Origin of the sequence: Chelatococcus reniformis (assembly GCF_014640075.1) — a bacterium.
GTDB classification, from domain to species: domain Bacteria; phylum Pseudomonadota; class Alphaproteobacteria; order Rhizobiales; family Beijerinckiaceae; genus Camelimonas; species Camelimonas reniformis.
On record NZ_BMGG01000001.1, the window covers coordinates 752,823 to 767,021 of the forward strand.

Annotated in this window: 14 protein-coding genes; 12 read left to right on the top strand and 2 right to left on the bottom strand. The window is 69.1% G+C overall.

Going from position 1 to position 14,199, the window contains the following annotated elements; translation table 11 throughout:
* Nucleotides 1–117: 117 nt before the first annotated feature.
* The 10 genes from IEW34_RS03190 (at nucleotide 118) to IEW34_RS03235 (ending at nucleotide 10,096) form a co-directional block, all read left to right on the top strand.
* On the top strand, nucleotides 118–828 hold the full coding sequence (locus IEW34_RS03190; protein ID WP_188607650.1) for a CerR family C-terminal domain-containing protein: 711 nt from the start codon (nucleotides 118–120) through the stop codon (nucleotides 826–828).
* Nucleotides 825–1,835 (top strand): secretion protein HlyD, encoded by a 1,011-nt coding sequence (gene hlyD / locus IEW34_RS03195; RefSeq protein ID WP_188607651.1) that lies wholly within the window; start codon nucleotides 825–827, stop codon nucleotides 1,833–1,835. The genes IEW34_RS03190 and hlyD overlap by 4 nt, the downstream gene beginning before the upstream one ends.
* Nucleotides 1,828–3,555 (top strand): ATP-binding cassette domain-containing protein, encoded by a 1,728-nt coding sequence (locus IEW34_RS03200; RefSeq protein WP_188607652.1) that lies wholly within the window; start codon nucleotides 1,828–1,830, stop codon nucleotides 3,553–3,555. The genes hlyD and IEW34_RS03200 overlap by 8 nt, the downstream gene beginning before the upstream one ends.
* Complete coding sequence (locus tag IEW34_RS03205) at nucleotides 3,552–4,709, top strand: ABC transporter permease (protein ID WP_188607653.1); 1,158 nt, start codon at nucleotides 3,552–3,554, stop codon at nucleotides 4,707–4,709. Before IEW34_RS03200 ends, IEW34_RS03205 begins: the two co-directional genes overlap by 4 nt.
* Before the next feature lies 1 nt (nucleotide 4,710).
* Entirely contained in the window at nucleotides 4,711–5,820 is a 1,110-nt protein-coding gene (locus IEW34_RS03210; protein ID WP_188607654.1) for an ABC transporter permease, read from the top strand.
* A 69-nt stretch (nucleotides 5,821–5,889) separates the two neighbouring features.
* Nucleotides 5,890–7,068, top strand: a complete 1,179-nt coding sequence (gene ampC, locus IEW34_RS03215; protein WP_188607655.1) for a class C beta-lactamase — start codon at nucleotides 5,890–5,892, stop codon at nucleotides 7,066–7,068.
* Between the two features lie 246 nt (nucleotides 7,069–7,314).
* Complete coding sequence (locus IEW34_RS03220; protein ID WP_188607656.1) at nucleotides 7,315–7,620, top strand: BufA1 family periplasmic bufferin-type metallophore; 306 nt, start codon at nucleotides 7,315–7,317, stop codon at nucleotides 7,618–7,620.
* Nucleotides 7,621–7,870: 250 nt separating this feature from the next.
* Nucleotides 7,871–8,794 (top strand): MNIO family bufferin maturase, encoded by a 924-nt coding sequence (bufB, locus tag IEW34_RS03225; protein WP_188607657.1) that lies wholly within the window; start codon nucleotides 7,871–7,873, stop codon nucleotides 8,792–8,794.
* On the top strand, nucleotides 8,784–9,581 hold the full coding sequence (locus tag IEW34_RS03230; protein ID WP_188607658.1) for an HvfC/BufC N-terminal domain-containing protein: 798 nt from the start codon (nucleotides 8,784–8,786) through the stop codon (nucleotides 9,579–9,581). The genes bufB and IEW34_RS03230 overlap by 11 nt, the downstream gene beginning before the upstream one ends.
* Nucleotides 9,578–10,096: a DoxX family protein gene (locus IEW34_RS03235; RefSeq protein ID WP_188607659.1), complete on the top strand. Its 519-nt coding sequence runs from the start codon at nucleotides 9,578–9,580 to the stop codon at nucleotides 10,094–10,096. Before IEW34_RS03230 ends, IEW34_RS03235 begins: the two co-directional genes overlap by 4 nt.
* A gap of 352 nt (nucleotides 10,097–10,448) precedes the next feature.
* Here IEW34_RS03235 and IEW34_RS30880 read toward each other — a convergent pair whose 3' ends face one another.
* Nucleotides 10,449–10,571 carry a hypothetical protein gene (locus IEW34_RS30880; protein WP_280516252.1) on the bottom strand — a complete coding sequence of 41 codons (123 nt, stop codon included), beginning with the start codon at nucleotides 10,569–10,571 and terminating at the stop codon, nucleotides 10,449–10,451.
* A gap of 239 nt (nucleotides 10,572–10,810) precedes the next feature.
* Nucleotides 10,811–10,966: a hypothetical protein gene (locus tag IEW34_RS03240; RefSeq protein ID WP_188607660.1), complete on the bottom strand. Its 156-nt coding sequence runs from the start codon at nucleotides 10,964–10,966 to the stop codon at nucleotides 10,811–10,813.
* A gap of 395 nt (nucleotides 10,967–11,361) precedes the next feature.
* Between IEW34_RS03240 and IEW34_RS03245 the strand changes: the two genes are divergently transcribed.
* Nucleotides 11,362–12,132, top strand: a complete 771-nt coding sequence (locus IEW34_RS03245; RefSeq protein ID WP_188607661.1) for a glutamine amidotransferase — start codon at nucleotides 11,362–11,364, stop codon at nucleotides 12,130–12,132.
* 144 nt (nucleotides 12,133–12,276) lie between these two features.
* Complete coding sequence (locus IEW34_RS03250) at nucleotides 12,277–14,094, top strand: acyclic terpene utilization AtuA family protein (protein WP_188607662.1); 1,818 nt, start codon at nucleotides 12,277–12,279, stop codon at nucleotides 14,092–14,094.
* The last annotated feature ends 105 nt before the right edge of the window (nucleotides 14,095–14,199 follow it).

The following is a 14,199-nucleotide window of genomic DNA, read 5'->3' on the forward strand; positions in this document are numbered from 1 at the left end:
GCGTGCTGGCGGACTCATGGGCGGACATGACGGCGTGTGACCGCTGTCCGACAGGCTTGGGCTCGACATTAATTCATTCGATTGAATTATAACCCTTTCCGGGTTATGGTCCGGCCCATGGCGCGAAAATCCTCACGTCCAGAACCCGCCGACGCCGCGGCCGAGCGCGGCGAGGCCACACGGCAGAAGCTGCTGCTGGCGGCAACCGACGTGTTCGGCCGCGTCGGCTTCGACGGCGCCACCACCCGGGCGCTGGCCGATGCGGCCGGCGTCAATCTGCAAGCGATCCCCTATTACTTTGGCGGCAAGGAAGGCCTCTACGTCGCCACCGCCGAGCATATCGCCGCCCAGATCGGCGCTCACGCCGGCCAAGCGCGAGGGCGCGCCCTCGCACGCATCGCGGCAGCCGAGAGTGGCGGGCCGCCGCTCGGGCGGGACGAGGCCCGGGTGCTGCTCACCGATATCCTCCAGACCATGGCAGCCTTGTTCGTCAGCCCGCAGGCGGAGGCCTGGGCCCGCTTCCTCATCCGCGAGCAGATGGCCCCGACGGAGGCCTTCGCCCGCGTCTACGGCGGCCTGATGGAGCCGATGCTGCGCCTCACCGGACGGTTGGTCGGCAGGCTCCTCGACGAGGAGCCGTCGAGCGAGCACGTGCGTCTGCGGACATTGTCGCTGCTCGGCAGCGTGATGGTGTTCCGCATGGCGCATGCAGCGGCGCTCCGGCAGCTCGCCTGGACCGACGTCGGACCGCGCGAGATCGGGGCGCTGCGGGACCTGGCCGCCGATCTGGTCGCCGCCCTGGTGCCCCGGACGGAGGGCGGATCATGAAACGCGCCCTCGCCGCCCTCCTCGTGCTGGCGATCGCCGCCGGCGCGGCGTGGTGGCTGGACCTGCCCACTCGCCTCGGCTTCGCCCGGACGGCGAGCGGCGGGCTCACACTCTATGGCAACGTCGACATCCGCCAGGTGCAGCTCGGCTTCCGCGTCAGCGGCCGCATATCGGCGATGACCGTGGACGAGGGCGACGCGGTCGCGCCCGGGCAGGTGCTCGCCCGGCTCGACGCCCAGCCCTACCTCGACGCGGTTCATGCCGCCGAGGCCCAGGTAGCCAACCAGGCCGCCACCCTGGCGAAGCTGGAAGCGGGGCCGCGCCCGGCGGAGATCGCCCAGGCGCGGGCCCAGCTCGCCGAGCGCACCGCCGACCTCGCCAACGCAGCGCTCGCCTTCGACCGCAGCCGGCGCCTGCGCCCGGGAGGCGCCGTGTCCCAGGCGGTCCTGGATCAGAACCAGTCGGCCAAGGACATGGCGGCAGCCCGGGTCGATTCGGCCCGCGAGGCGCTGCGCCTGCTCGAGCAGGGCACCCGGGCCGAGGACATCGCCGCCGCCCGCGCCAGCCTGCAGGCGGCGCAAGCCAACCTGGCATCGGCGAGGACCTCGCTCGCCGATGCGCAGCTGCACGCCCCGGCCTCAGGCGTGGTGCTGTCGCGGGTGCGCGAGCCCGGCGCCATCGTCGCCCCGAGCGACACGGTGTACGTGGTGTCGCTCGCCGAGCCGGTCTGGGTGCGCACCTATGTGGCCGAGCCCGACCTCGGCCGCATCCATCCCGGCCTCGCGGTGGAGGTGACCACCGACACCGCGCCGGAGCGGCCCTACCGCGGCCGCATCGGCTTCATCTCGCCGGTCGCCGAGTTCACGCCCAAGACGGTGGAGACGCCGGAACTGCGCACCGACCTGGTGTATCGCCTGCGTGTGGTCGTGGAGCAGCCGGACACGGCCTTGCGCCAGGGCATGCCGGTGACCGTGCGCGTGCCGCAGGCGGGAGCGCGCGATGGCTGAGGACGTCGTCCACATGGCCGACGTCACCAAGCGCTTCGGGCGCGCGCCGCCGGCGCTCGAAGCGGTGTCGGGCACCATCGGGGGCGGCGAGATCACCGGCCTGGTCGGGCCGGACGGCGCCGGCAAGACCACCCTGATCCGCCTGGTGACCGGCCTGATGCGGCCCGACGGCGGCGCGCTCACCGTGCTCGGCTTCGACACCGGGCGCGAAGCCCCCCGCATCCAGGCGGCGATCGGCTACATGCCGCAGCGCTTCGGCCTCTACGAGGACCTCTCGGTCCAGGAGAATCTCGACCTCTACGCCGACCTGCGCGGCCTGCCCATGCCCGAGCGCGCCGGCACGTTCGACGAACTGCTCGGCTTCACCGACCTGAAGCGCTTCACCGGCCGTCTCGCCGGCCAGCTCTCCGGCGGCATGAAGCAGAAGCTCGGCCTCGCCTGCGCGCTGCTGCGCAAGCCGCGTCTGCTGCTGCTCGACGAACCCGGCGTCGGCGTCGACCCGATCTCGCGCCGCGACCTGTGGGCCATGGTGCAGAACCTGACGCGGGAGGGCGTCGGCGTCGTCTGGTCGACCGCTTATCTGGACGAGGCGGAGGCCTGCGACCGGGTGCTGCTGCTCGAGCGCGGCAGGCTCATGTTCACCGGGCCACCGGCTGAGCTGACCGGTCGCGCCGCCGGCCGGGTGTTCAAGCTGACCGGCCTGGCGGGCCGGCGCCGGCCGCTGCTCGCGCGCGCGCTCCAACAGGCGGGCGTGGTGGACGGCGTCATCCAGGGCGAGGCGATCCGCCTGATGCTGGCGCCCGGCGCCGAGCCCTCAGCGCTGGCCCGCGGCGTGGCCTCCGCCGGCGCGATCGCGCCGGCGGAGCCGCGCTTCGAGGACGCCTACGTCGATATGCTGGGCGGCGGCCCAGGCGGACGCTCCAAGCTCGCCGAGGCCGCTACGGCGCGGATGGCCGATCCGGCGCATCCGGTGATCGAGGCGCGTGGGCTGACCAAGCGCTTCGGCGACTTCACCGCCGCTGACGGCATCACCTTCACCATCCCCCGCGGCGAGATCTTCGGGCTGCTCGGGCCCAACGGCGCCGGCAAGTCCACCACCTTCAAGATGCTCTGCGGCCTGCTGAAGCCCACCGCCGGCGAGGGCCGGGTGGCCGGCTTCGACCTGCGCCGCGATACCGCGGCGGCGCGCGGCCGCCTCGGCTACATGGCCCAGAAGTTCTCGCTCTACGGCGACCTCAGCGTGGCGCAGAACCTGGCCTTCTTCGCCGGCGTCTACGGCCTCACCGGCGCGCGCAAGGCCGGCCGCATCGGCCTGATGACCGAGATCTTCGATCTCGGCGCCCGCCGCGGCCAGTCCGCCAGGGACCTGCCGCTCGGCCTGAAGCAGCGCCTCGCGCTCGCCTGCGCCGTCATGCACGAGCCGGAGGCGCTGTTCCTGGACGAGCCGACCTCGGGCGTCGACCCGATCACCCGGCGCGAGTTCTGGACCCACATCAACGGCCTCGTCGAGAAGGGCGTCACCGTGCTCGTCACCACCCATTTCATGGACGAGGCCGAATACTGCGACCGCATCTCGCTGATCTACCGCGGCCGCTCCATCGCGCTCGGCTCGCCGGACGAACTGAAGGCGAGCGCGGCGAACGCCGACACGCCGACCCCGACCATGGAGGATGCCTTCGTCGCCTTGGTGCGCCGCTCCGACGCGGCGGAGGCGGCATGAGCGCCGCCGACAGGCCCCGGTCCGGGCCGCCGCCCTCCGGCCGGGCGCGGCGCTTTGCGGCGCTGGTGCGCAAGGAGAGCTACCAGATCGTCCGCGACCCCAGCAGCATCCTCATCGCCTTCGTGCTGCCGCTCGTGCTGCTGTTCATCTTCGGCTACGGCGTCTCGCTCGACGCTGTCCGCACCCGCGTCGGCCTGGTGGTGGAGGCCGCGACGCCCGTCACCCAGGACCTCGCCGCGAGCTTCCGGGCCTCACGCTACTTCGACGTGGTGCCCGGCCGTGACCGCCGCCAGTTCGAAGAAGACCTGGTGTTCGGCCGCGTGCGCGGCATCGTCGTCATCCCGGCCGCCTTCGCCGGCGACGAGGCAGGCCGCGGCGGCGTGCCGCAAATCCAGGTGATCGTCGACGGCTCCGAGCCCAACACCGCGAGCTTCGTGCAGAACTACGCGCAAGGGGTGGTGGCCACCTGGGCGGCGCAGCGCGGCGCCGAGACCGCGCGGCCGTCGTCCCCCATCGCCGTCGAGCAGCGCTTCTGGTTCAACCCGGAGCTCGCCAGCCGCAACTTCCTGGTGCCCGGCTCCATCGCCATCGTCATGACCCTGGTCGGCACCCTGCTCACCTCGCTGGTGGTGGCTCGGGAATGGGAACGCGGCACCATGGAGGCGATGATGGCGACGCCGGTCACCGCGGCCGAACTGCTCGCAGGCAAGATCCTGCCCTACTTCGCCCTGGGCCTTGCCGCCATGACGCTGTGCGTCCTGGCCGCCGTCTTCGTCTTCGGCGTGCCGTTCCGCGGCTCCATCGTGGCGCTCTACGCCCTGTCGGCGAGCTTCCTGATGCCGGCGCTGGGTCAGGGGCTGCTGATCTCGGCGGCGACCAAGAACCAGTTCCTGGCCTCGCAGCTCGCCCTGCTCTCGGCCTTCCTGCCCGCCTTCCTGCTGTCGGGCTTCCTGTTCGAGATCGGCTCCATGCCGCGCGCCATCCAGCTCGTCACCTGGATCGTGCCCGCCCGTTACCTCATTCCCAGCCTCCAGAGCGTCTTCCTGGCCGGCGACATCTGGCCGATGTTCCTGCGGGCCATCGGCGTGATGCTGGCCATGGGCGCGCTCCTGTTCGTGCTCGCCGCGCGCAGCACGGCGAAGCGGATCGCCTGACATGTGGACGCGGCTCAAGGCGCTGATCGTCAAGGAGCTGCTGGCCGTGCTGCGGGATCCGCGCAGCCGCCTCATCCTGATCGGGCCGCCCCTCGTCCAGCTCCTCGTCTTCTCCTACGCGGCGACCCTGGAGGTGAAGAACGTCGACCTTCTCGTGCTCAACCGCGACGCCGGACCCTGGGGCCAGGAGCTGGTGCAGCGCCTCGCCAGCACGCCGACCGTCGGCCGCCTCATCCGCGCCGCGGGGCCCGGCGAGCTGAGGGAGGGCATCGACCGGCAGCGGGCGATCGCCGCCGTCCACATCGGCCAGACCTTCTCGCGCGACATCGCCGCCGCGCACCCGGCCGACCTGCAGATCATCCTCGACGGGCGCCGCTCCAACGCCTCGCAGATCGTCGCCGGCTACCTCAACCAGATCGTCGCCGGGCTCGCCGCCGACATCGCTGCCGGCCGCCCGACGCAGGGTGGCGCCGTCGCCGTGGCGGCGCGCAACTGGTTCAACCCTAACCTGGAGTTCCAGTGGTTCATGGTGCCGAACCTGGTGGCGGCCATCGCGCTCCTGATCGGCCTCGTCGTCACCGCCCTCTCCATCGCCCGCGAGCGCGAGCTCGGCACCTTCGACCAGCTGATGGTGTCGCCGCTTCGGACCCACGAAATCCTAATCGGCAAGACGATCCCGCCGATGCTGATCGGCACCTTCCACATCACCGTCTACATCCTGGCGGCGGTCTTCGTGTTCGGCGTGCCGCTGCGGGGCTCGCTCGTGCTGCTCTACGGCAGCGCCGTATTCTACCTGCTCGCCGTGGTCGGCATCGGCCTGTTCATCTCGGCGCTGGCGGCGACGCAGCAGCAGGCCATTCTGGGCGCCTTTCTGTTCCTGGTGCCGGCCATGCTGCTCTCCGGCTTCGCCACGCCGATCGAGAACATGCCGGCGTGGCTCCAGCCGGTCACGGCGGTGAGCCCGCTGCGCTATTTCCTCGTCATCGTGAAGGGCGTGTTCCTCAAGGACCTGCCGGCGGCGGAGGTGGTGCGAAACACCGTCCCGCTGATGGCGATCGCTCTGGTGGCGCTCAGCGCCGCCGGTTGGCTGTTCCGCCGCCGGCTGGAGTGAGGGGGACGTGACGGCGCCGTTGCTTACGACTACACGCCAGTCGCCGTCCCCGGTCACGAAGGACATGCAATGGCTGTCATCCCCCGCGCGGCCGGGCTGCTCGCCCTGGCCCTCACCTCATCCGGCCTGCTCGCGGCCCCGGTCCGCGCGGCCGAAGGTCCGGACCGGATCGCCGCGGTGGTGGAGCGCGTCGTCCGCCCGCTCTTGGCGGCCCATGGCGTGCCGGGGATGGCCGTGGCCGTGACGGTGGGCGGCCGATCCGCGGTCTTCAACTACGGCGTCGCCTCGAAGGCGAGCAACGCGCCGGTGACCGATGCCACGCTGTTCGAGATCGGCTCCGTCAGCAAGACCTTCACCGCCACGCTCGCCGCCCATGCACAGGCGCTCGGCAAACTCTCGCTGGACGACCGTCCCGGCCGCTACCTGCCGGAGCTGCGCGGCAGCCCCATCGACGCGGCGAGCCTGCTCAACCTTGGCACCTACACCGCCGGCGGCCTGCCCTTGCAGTTCCCCGGCGCCGTCACAAGCGACGCCAAGATGCTCGCCTATCTCAAGCAGTGGAAGCCGTCCGCCGCCCCGGGCTCCCAGCGGCGCTACTCCAACCCGAGCCTCGGCCTCTTCGGGCATGCCACCGCGCGGGCGATGAGCGGCAGTTTCGCCGAGCTGATGGAAGGCGAGGTGCTGTCCAAGCTCGGCCTCCGCCACAGCTACATCCGCGTCCCCCAGAGAGAGATGGGAAACTATGCCTGGGGCTACGGCCATGCGGACAGGCCAATGCGGGTGAGACCGGGGGTCTTCGCGGCGGAGACCTACGGCGTCAAGGCCACGGCCGCCGACCTCATCCGTTTCGTCGAGGCAAACATCCGGCCGGAGACGCTGGAAGGGCCGCTGCGGCGCGCCGTCGAAGCGACCCACATCGGCTACTTCAAGGTCGGCGGGATGGTGCAAGGCCTCGGCTGGGAGCAATATCCCTATCCCGTCGCGCTGGACAAGCTGCTGGCCGGCAACTCGACCGCCATGATCTGGGAGGCCAATGCGGCGACGCGGCTTGCACCGCCCCAGCCTCTCGCGGGGCTGACTCTGTTCAACAAGACCGGCTCGACCAACGGCTTCGGCGCCTACGTGGCGTTCGTGCCCGAGAAGAGGATCGGCATCGTCATGCTGGCGAACCGGAACATCCCCATTCCGGCACGCATCACCGCGGCCTACGCCGTGATCGAGCAGCTCGCCGCCGAGACGGCGCGCTGAGGCGCTCCTCTGCGATCGGGGGTGCCGACCTGCCGCTGAGAATTTCCTCCCCGCGGATTGGAGCACTGTGCTTCCGCCGTCAGTATTGCGCCTGATTTTCCAGATGCCGGCTACAGATGCGGCGCGCCACCGCCATGTGGCCGGAAGAAAAAATTTCAAACCGGTGTAACGCCCCCGCCGCGGGCTCCGTAGTACCGTCGTGTCCGCTCTGGATACACGCAACACAATCCCACCCGGAGACACCGTATGTCCGCAAAGACCCTCGTGAGTTCGGCCGTCCTCACCAGCGCCCTCGCCACTGCTCTCGCCACGATGGCGAGCGCCGCCCCTCTCACCAAGGCCGAAGCCGATGCCGCCATCGCCGCCAAGAAGGTGAAGTGCTACGGCGTCGCTCTAAAGGGCCAGAACGACTGCGCCGCCGGTCCCGGCACCACTTGCCAGGGCACCTCGACGGTCGATTACCAAGGCAACGCGTGGAAGTTCGTTCGGGCCGACGCCTGCGAATCCGCAGTCCTGCCGAACGGCAAGCACGGCTCGCTCAAGCCGATCTGATCTTCGCCCGACCGAACTGAAGCAATTCCAGCAGACGTATGCAGTGATACCGTGTCCGGATTTGCTAGAGAACAACGAGATAAAGCATGTCCGGCTAATCGTATTTCGCCGGACATGCTCAAGAAAGTGATGATCTTTCTTTGAATTTTCGCCCCCTAAGTTCTTTTATTGTTAGCATTATCTCCATACTACTACTGATCACTTTCGGGGATCATGCTCTAGCGATACCACCGGAAGGCAGGTGCCCGCCATGAACGCCAACGCCCATCCAGCCGCCGCGCCCACGGCCGAGGCTCGGCGCCTTCCCGTGCATCCCGTCGCCGGACAGGCCGGCACCAGCTTCAAGCATGAACATCTCGCGGCGATCCTCGCCGACGGTAAGCCGAAAGGCTTCTTCGAGGTGCATGCCGAGAACTACATGGGTGCGGGCGGTCCTCCCCATCGCGCCCTTGAAACCATCCGCCGCGACAATCCCGTCTCGCTGCACGGCGTATGCATGTCCATCGGCGGCCCGCAGCCGCTCGAAAAGACCCACCTCGCGCGCTTCACGAGGCTGGTGGAGCGCTATGAACCGGCACTGGTCTCCGAGCATCTCGCCTGGTCGACGCACGAGACCACCTTTTTCAACGATCTCCTGCCGTTGCCCTATACTGAGGCGTCTCTCACCCGGGTCTGCGACCATATCGACGAGGTCCAGCAGGCAATCGGACGCGCGATTCTGCTCGAGAACCCGTCGACCTACGTTCTTTTCCCCGAATCCACGATGAGCGAGACCGACTTCATCCGTGCGATTGCGAGGCGCACCGGGTGCGGCCTGCTGCTCGATGCCAACAACGTCTTCGTCTCGGCGACCAATCACGGCTTCTCGGCGCTCGATTATCTAGCCGACTTCCCGCTGGCGCGCGTGGGTGAGATCCATCTCGCCGGCCATGCCGAGCAGGAGGACGACGAGGGCGAGCTGCTGCTGATCGACAGTCATGACGGGCCGGTCGCGGATGCGGTGTGGAAGCTTTACGAGATCGTCATCGGTCGATGCGGCGCGGTGCCTACCCTGATCGAATGGGACAGCAACATCCCCGAGTGGGCGGCGCTGAAGGGGGAAGCGGCCGCGGCGCAGGCGATCCTCGACCGCTATGCCGGCCGGCGCTCATCGGACGAGAGCCATGCAGCCTGATCCGGTCGTCCACGCGCTCGTGCCCGACTACCCGGCGCGTTTTGCGCCCGCCCTCACCGATCCCGCGCGGGCGACGCCGGACAATGTCGCGGGCCCCCGGGGCAAGGCGGCCGTCAAGCGCTACAACGTCTATCGCAACAACGTCACGGTCAGCCTGATCAACGCCTTGGCGTCGATCTATCCGGCAGTGCAGCGGATCACGGGCGCTGAATTCTTCCGTGCCATGGCGCGATTCCATATCCGCAAGACGCCGCCGACATCGCCCCTGTTGTTCGAGTACGGCCGGGACTTTCCCGCCTTCATCGCGGCTTACGAATACGCGCAGGCCATGCCTTGGCTTGCCGATGTCGCCCGCATCGAGCGGGCCTGGCTCGACGCCTACCACGCCGCCGACACCGAGCCGCTCGGCAATGGTGCGCTGGCGGAGGTCCCGCCGGAGCGACTGGCGGATGTCGTGTTCAGCCCCCATCCGGCGGCGCGCACTATGCGCTCGCCCTTCGCGGCCGCGACCATCTTTGCGGCCAATCGCCGTGAGGAACCCTCCGGCGCCATCGACGCGAGCGTGGCCGAAGACGTGCTGATCACCCGCCCCGACCACGACGTGGCCGTCCGCCACCTGCCGCCCGGAGGCGCGATCTTCCTGGCCGCCCTGATGGAGGCTCAGCCGCTCGGCATCGCCGCAGCCGCCGCCATCGAACAGGTCCCCGATTTCGATATTGGCGCTGCCATCGCCGCGATGACGGAGGCAGGCGCCTTTGCGACGCTTTATTTGAAAGGCGCGTCATGACCACTGTGGAACACGGCAAGACCACCGAGGGACTGACGTCCAGGATCACCGACGTCGTCGCCCAGGCCGACCGCCTCGTCCGTGCCGTCGCGCAGCCCTCTTTCGTAGAGCTCATGCTACGCTTGGCGCTCGCCGTCCCGTTCTGGCGCTCGGGCGTTCTCAAATGGGATGGCTTCCTCCAGCTCAACGACACGGCGGTGACCCTGTTCAGCGACGAGTTCATGCTGCATCTGCCGGGCGGCCCTTATCCCTTCCCGGCGCCGACCGCGATGGCGTTTCTTTCGGGATGCGCCGAGATCGTCCTTCCTGTCCTGCTGGTGCTGGGGATGGGCACGCGGTTCGCCGCGCTCGGCCTGCTTGGCATGACGCTGGTCGTTCAGCTTACGGTGCCGGACGGTTGGCCGATCCATCTGACCTGGGCGGCCACGGCGCTCGCCATCATGGCGCACGGTGCAGGGCGGATTTCGCTGGACGCCTTGGTCGCCAATTTTACGCGATCGCGCAGCGGGCGTTGACGGCGCCGCGATCAGGCGTCGTTCGGCGCTCCGATCGGCGCCTGCACCGTGCCGATCGGGCGCCCGCGCCAGCGCTCGCACCTAAACATGCCTCAATTGAAGGGAGCACGTTCATTCGCAATGGTCGCCCCCACACTGACTTGTGGCGACAGCATCGAGTCTGGGGCATGACCCCGGAAAAGCCTACCGGTTCTTGGGCATGATGACGCTCAAAACAAAGACTGAGAGCGAGATGATTATGAGGGAAAATCAATAGTGATCTTCGTCGCGCAACTCTTATAGGCTCTAGCAACGAAATCAGCATCGCGGCTCAGCGGGATGTCCACCTCTCGCTTCACGAACGACCATTCCCTCATCCGCCGGAGACGACGACCATCGTCTCGAATACATCGGCGTCCGCCAGCGCGTATTCGAACCAGGTCAGGAAATCGAAGGGCTCGCCCAATGCGCGCCAGTGATGAAGGCGCCGCGCCACGGGCGGCAAATACTCGAGTCCGAGCCCGATAGGCCGCGATGTCTCTTCGAAAATCGCCGCTCATCCTGTGCGAAGTTCCACCACGCTTCAGACTTGCGGATTGGGTCCCGCGCCGTGAAAGCGCGGCCTCAACCGGCGATGCGCGTGCTCCTATGCGCCCCTGCCAGAGCTCTCGTGGCCGGGCGAGGAGTTTAGCTCCGCGCCAACGAGGAAGGGATGCGCCACGGCGTGCCCGCCGGCTATTCGTCCGACGCGTCGCCGTAGCGGCGGCTGACGTAACGCGCGAACCCGAGCAGCACGAGCAGCGCCACGGCGGCGCCGGCGGCGCCGACGAGCAGCAGCGTCCAGTTGCTGACGTCGCTGAAACCGAAACGCGTCAGTATGAAGTCCGACATCGGCCACCCCCTAGAGGGCTTCGCCATCGGGTGGAATCACCCAATTGCCGAGAAGCGCTCCAGACTCAAAGGTTAAGAGCATTTCCGCGCCATTGGATGATCCCCATCCAATAATCAAACGCTCTGCCCCGGGATATCACGGTCGCGCCGCAGATGCAGCGCCTTGACGGTGCCGCCGTGCCGCGGGTGCTCCGGCACCCGTGCGCCCGCCGCGCCGACGCATGGCACGCCTGCACCTGCTGGAGGTTTAGCTTTCGCGAATGCCCTCATTTAGAGCATAATCTTCCCCAAACCATGACGCCCTGGCATGGAACGTGCTCGATTCGAGCGAGTCGCCGGTGCCGATTGACCCACGGAGATTGGCTCGCCCCGGGCGGAACCGCAGGTAGCTCGACATGATACAGCCGCCGCGCGGCGACAAGCGTCCGATCCTGATCGTCCTTCACCAGGAAGCCTCCACGCCCGGCCGCGTCGGCCGCCTGCTCGTCGACCGCGGCCATCCGCTCGACATCCGCCGCCCGCGCTACGGCGAGCGGCTGCCCGAGAGCCTGGTGCTGCACGCCGGCGCCATGATCTTCGGCGGGCCGATGAGCGCCAACGACGGCGACGATTGGCTGCGGCGCGAGATCGACTGGATCGGCGTCGCGCTCAAGGAGCGCAAGCCGTTCCTCGGCCTCTGCCTCGGCGCCCAGATGCTGGTGCAGCACTTGGGCGGCCGCGTCTGCGCGCACCCGGACGGACGCGCCGAGGTGGGTTACTACCCGATCCGGCCGACGGCGGCCGGCCACGCCTTCGCCCGGGAGGCGGGCGCGCCCTGGCCGTCCCATGTCTACCATTGGCACCGCGAAGGCTTCGACACGCCGCGCGGCGCGGTCGCGCTGGCGGAGGGGGACGATTTCCCGGTGCAGGCCATCCGCTCCGGTCCCAACGCCTTCGGCTTCCAGTTTCACCCGGAGGTCACCCACGCTATGGTCTACCGCTGGACGACGCGCGCGGCGGAGCGCATGGGCCTGCCCGGCGCCCAGCCCGCGGCGCTGCACCACCAGGGCCGCTTCATGTACGACGGCGCGGTCGCCCGGTGGCTGTCCGCCTTCCTCGACCATTGGCTCGCCTCCGACGCGCTCAGCGAGACGCCGATCATCGGCGCCCGGTTGGCGGCGGAATAGTCCGCGGCTGCGGCCAGCGTCGGATCCCGGCTCGACCCGCCATGACGAACGACCGGACCGCCCATGCGCACGGGCGCGTTGCCCCACCGGTGCATCGGCTGTAACGTCCCGGTCAATCAAACGATTGGTCAAAGGGCGGAGCACATGCGTCAGGACGGAACGGTCAGGGTCGGCGGAGCGGGCGGCTTTCTCGGCGATTCATCCGTCGCCGCGCCCCAGCTCATCGCCGGCGGCAACCTCGACTACCTGATCCTCGACTATCTCGCCGAAGCCACCATGTCGATCCTCGGCCGGGTGCGGGCCAAGCGGCCTGACCTCGGCTACGCCCACGACTTCACCGACTGGGTGTGGAAGGACAATCTGGCGGCGATCAAGGCCAAGGGCGTCAAGATCGTCACCAACGCCGGCGGCGTCAACGCACGGGCCTGCCGGGCGCGCATGGAGGCGCTTGCGGCGGAAGCCGGCCTCACCTTCAAGATCGCCATCGTCGAGGGCGACGACCTCCTCGCCCGCGTGCCCGATTTCGCCGCCCGCACCGAAACCGAGATGTTCAGCGGCAACGCCTTCCCCGCGCCCAAGACGGTGCTCAGCGCCAACGCCTATCTCGGCGGCTTCCCCATCGCCCGGGCGCTGGCCGAGGGCGCCGACGTGGTCATCACCGGCCGCGTGGTGGATTCGGCCCTGACGCTCGGGCCACTGATCCACGAGTTCGGCTGGAGCCGTGACGATGTCGACCGGCTCGCCGCCGGCTCCCTCGCCGGCCACGTCATCGAGTGCGGCGCCCAGGCCACCGGCGGCCTGTTCACCGACTGGGAGGACGTGCCGGATTGGGCTCATATCGGCTACCCCATCATTGAGTGCGCGGCCGACGGCAGCTTCGTCGTCACCAAGCCCGCCGGCACCGGCGGGCTGGTGTCCCCCGCGGTGGTGGCCGAGCAGATCCTCTACGAGATCGGTGACCCGCAGGCCTACGCGCTGCCGGACGTGGTCTGCGACTTCACCGGCGTCGCCGTCACCGCCGTCGGCAAGGACCGCGTCAAGGTGGACGGCACGCGCGGCTATGCTCCCTCGGGCCGCTACAAGGTGTCGGTGACCCATACCGACGGCTGGCGCTGCATCGCCGCCATGCCGGTCGTCGGCCGCGACGCGGTGCGCAAGGCCGAGCGGCAGGCCGAGGCCGTGCTGACCCGCGTCGACGAAATGCTGCGGGCCCGCAACCTCGGGCCCTTTCGCGCCACCCGCATCGAGGTGCTGGGCGCCGAGGCGAGCTACGGCGCCCACGCCCGCACCCGCGACACGCGCGAAGTGGTGACGCGCGTCGGCGTCGAGCACGACGATCGCGCGGCCATGGATGTGTTCCTGCGCGAGTTCGATTCGCCGACGACCTCCATGTCGGTCGGCACCACCGGCTGGTTCGGCGGGCGCCCGGCGGTTTCGCCAGTGGCGCGGGTGTTTTCGTTCCTGATCGACCGCGCCGAAGTGAAGCCCACCGTGTCGATCGGCGATGCCACCATCATCGTGCAGGAGGGGCCGTCCGCGGAGCCGTTCGATGCGGCGCGCCTGGTGCGGCCCGTCGTCGACGGGGACGCCCCCGCCGACGGCGACATGGTCGAGGTGCCGCTCGTCGACGTCGCCTGGGCACGCTCGGGCGACAAGGGCGACGCCTTCAACGTCGGGGTCATTGCCCGCGACCCGGCGTTCATGCCCTATATCCGCGCCGCGCTCAGCGAAGCCAAGCTGCTCGCCTTCTATGCCCACGAGTTCGAGGGCGGTCGCCACCCGGCGGTGAAGCGCTACGAGCTGCCGGGCCTCGAGGCCCTCAACTTCCACTGTCTCGATGCGCTGGGGGGTGGCCAGTTCGCCAGCCTCCGGCTCGACCCGCTGGCCAAGGGCAAGGCGCAGCAGCTGCTCGACCTGCCGGTCGCCGTCCCGGCGCGGCTGCTCGACCGACGGGCGGCGTAGGCATTCGCAAGGCCGGGGGGCAGGTCGCCGTAGCCTCAACGAGAATGGGGCATGGCGTGCGCACGCCATGCCCCGCAATCATGACAAGTCATGATCAGAGATCAT

Bases quoted from the DNA above. Each gene is read 5' to 3' on its own strand.
- IEW34_RS03230 (WP_188607658.1), top strand. From the start codon at position 8,784: ATGCAGCCTGATCCGGTCGTCCACGCGCTCGTGCCCGACTACCCGGCG.
- IEW34_RS03240 (WP_188607660.1), bottom strand. From the start codon at position 10,966: ATGTCGGACTTCATACTGACGCGTTTCGGTTTCAGCGACGTCAGCAAC.
- IEW34_RS03245 (WP_188607661.1), top strand. From the start codon at position 11,362: ATGATACAGCCGCCGCGCGGCGACAAGCGTCCGATCCTGATCGTCCTT.
- bufB (WP_188607657.1), top strand. From the start codon at position 7,871: ATGAACGCCAACGCCCATCCAGCCGCCGCGCCCACGGCCGAGGCTCGG.
- IEW34_RS03210 (WP_188607654.1), top strand. From the start codon at position 4,711: ATGTGGACGCGGCTCAAGGCGCTGATCGTCAAGGAGCTGCTGGCCGTG.
- hlyD (WP_188607651.1), top strand. From the start codon at position 825: ATGAAACGCGCCCTCGCCGCCCTCCTCGTGCTGGCGATCGCCGCCGGC.
- IEW34_RS03250 (WP_188607662.1), top strand. From the start codon at position 12,277: ATGCGTCAGGACGGAACGGTCAGGGTCGGCGGAGCGGGCGGCTTTCTC.
- IEW34_RS03235 (WP_188607659.1), top strand. From the start codon at position 9,578: ATGACCACTGTGGAACACGGCAAGACCACCGAGGGACTGACGTCCAGG.
- IEW34_RS03220 (WP_188607656.1), top strand. From the start codon at position 7,315: ATGTCCGCAAAGACCCTCGTGAGTTCGGCCGTCCTCACCAGCGCCCTC.
- IEW34_RS03205 (WP_188607653.1), top strand. From the start codon at position 3,552: ATGAGCGCCGCCGACAGGCCCCGGTCCGGGCCGCCGCCCTCCGGCCGG.
- ampC (WP_188607655.1), top strand. From the start codon at position 5,890: ATGGCTGTCATCCCCCGCGCGGCCGGGCTGCTCGCCCTGGCCCTCACC.
- IEW34_RS03190 (WP_188607650.1), top strand. From the start codon at position 118: ATGGCGCGAAAATCCTCACGTCCAGAACCCGCCGACGCCGCGGCCGAG.
- IEW34_RS03200 (WP_188607652.1), top strand. From the start codon at position 1,828: ATGGCTGAGGACGTCGTCCACATGGCCGACGTCACCAAGCGCTTCGGG.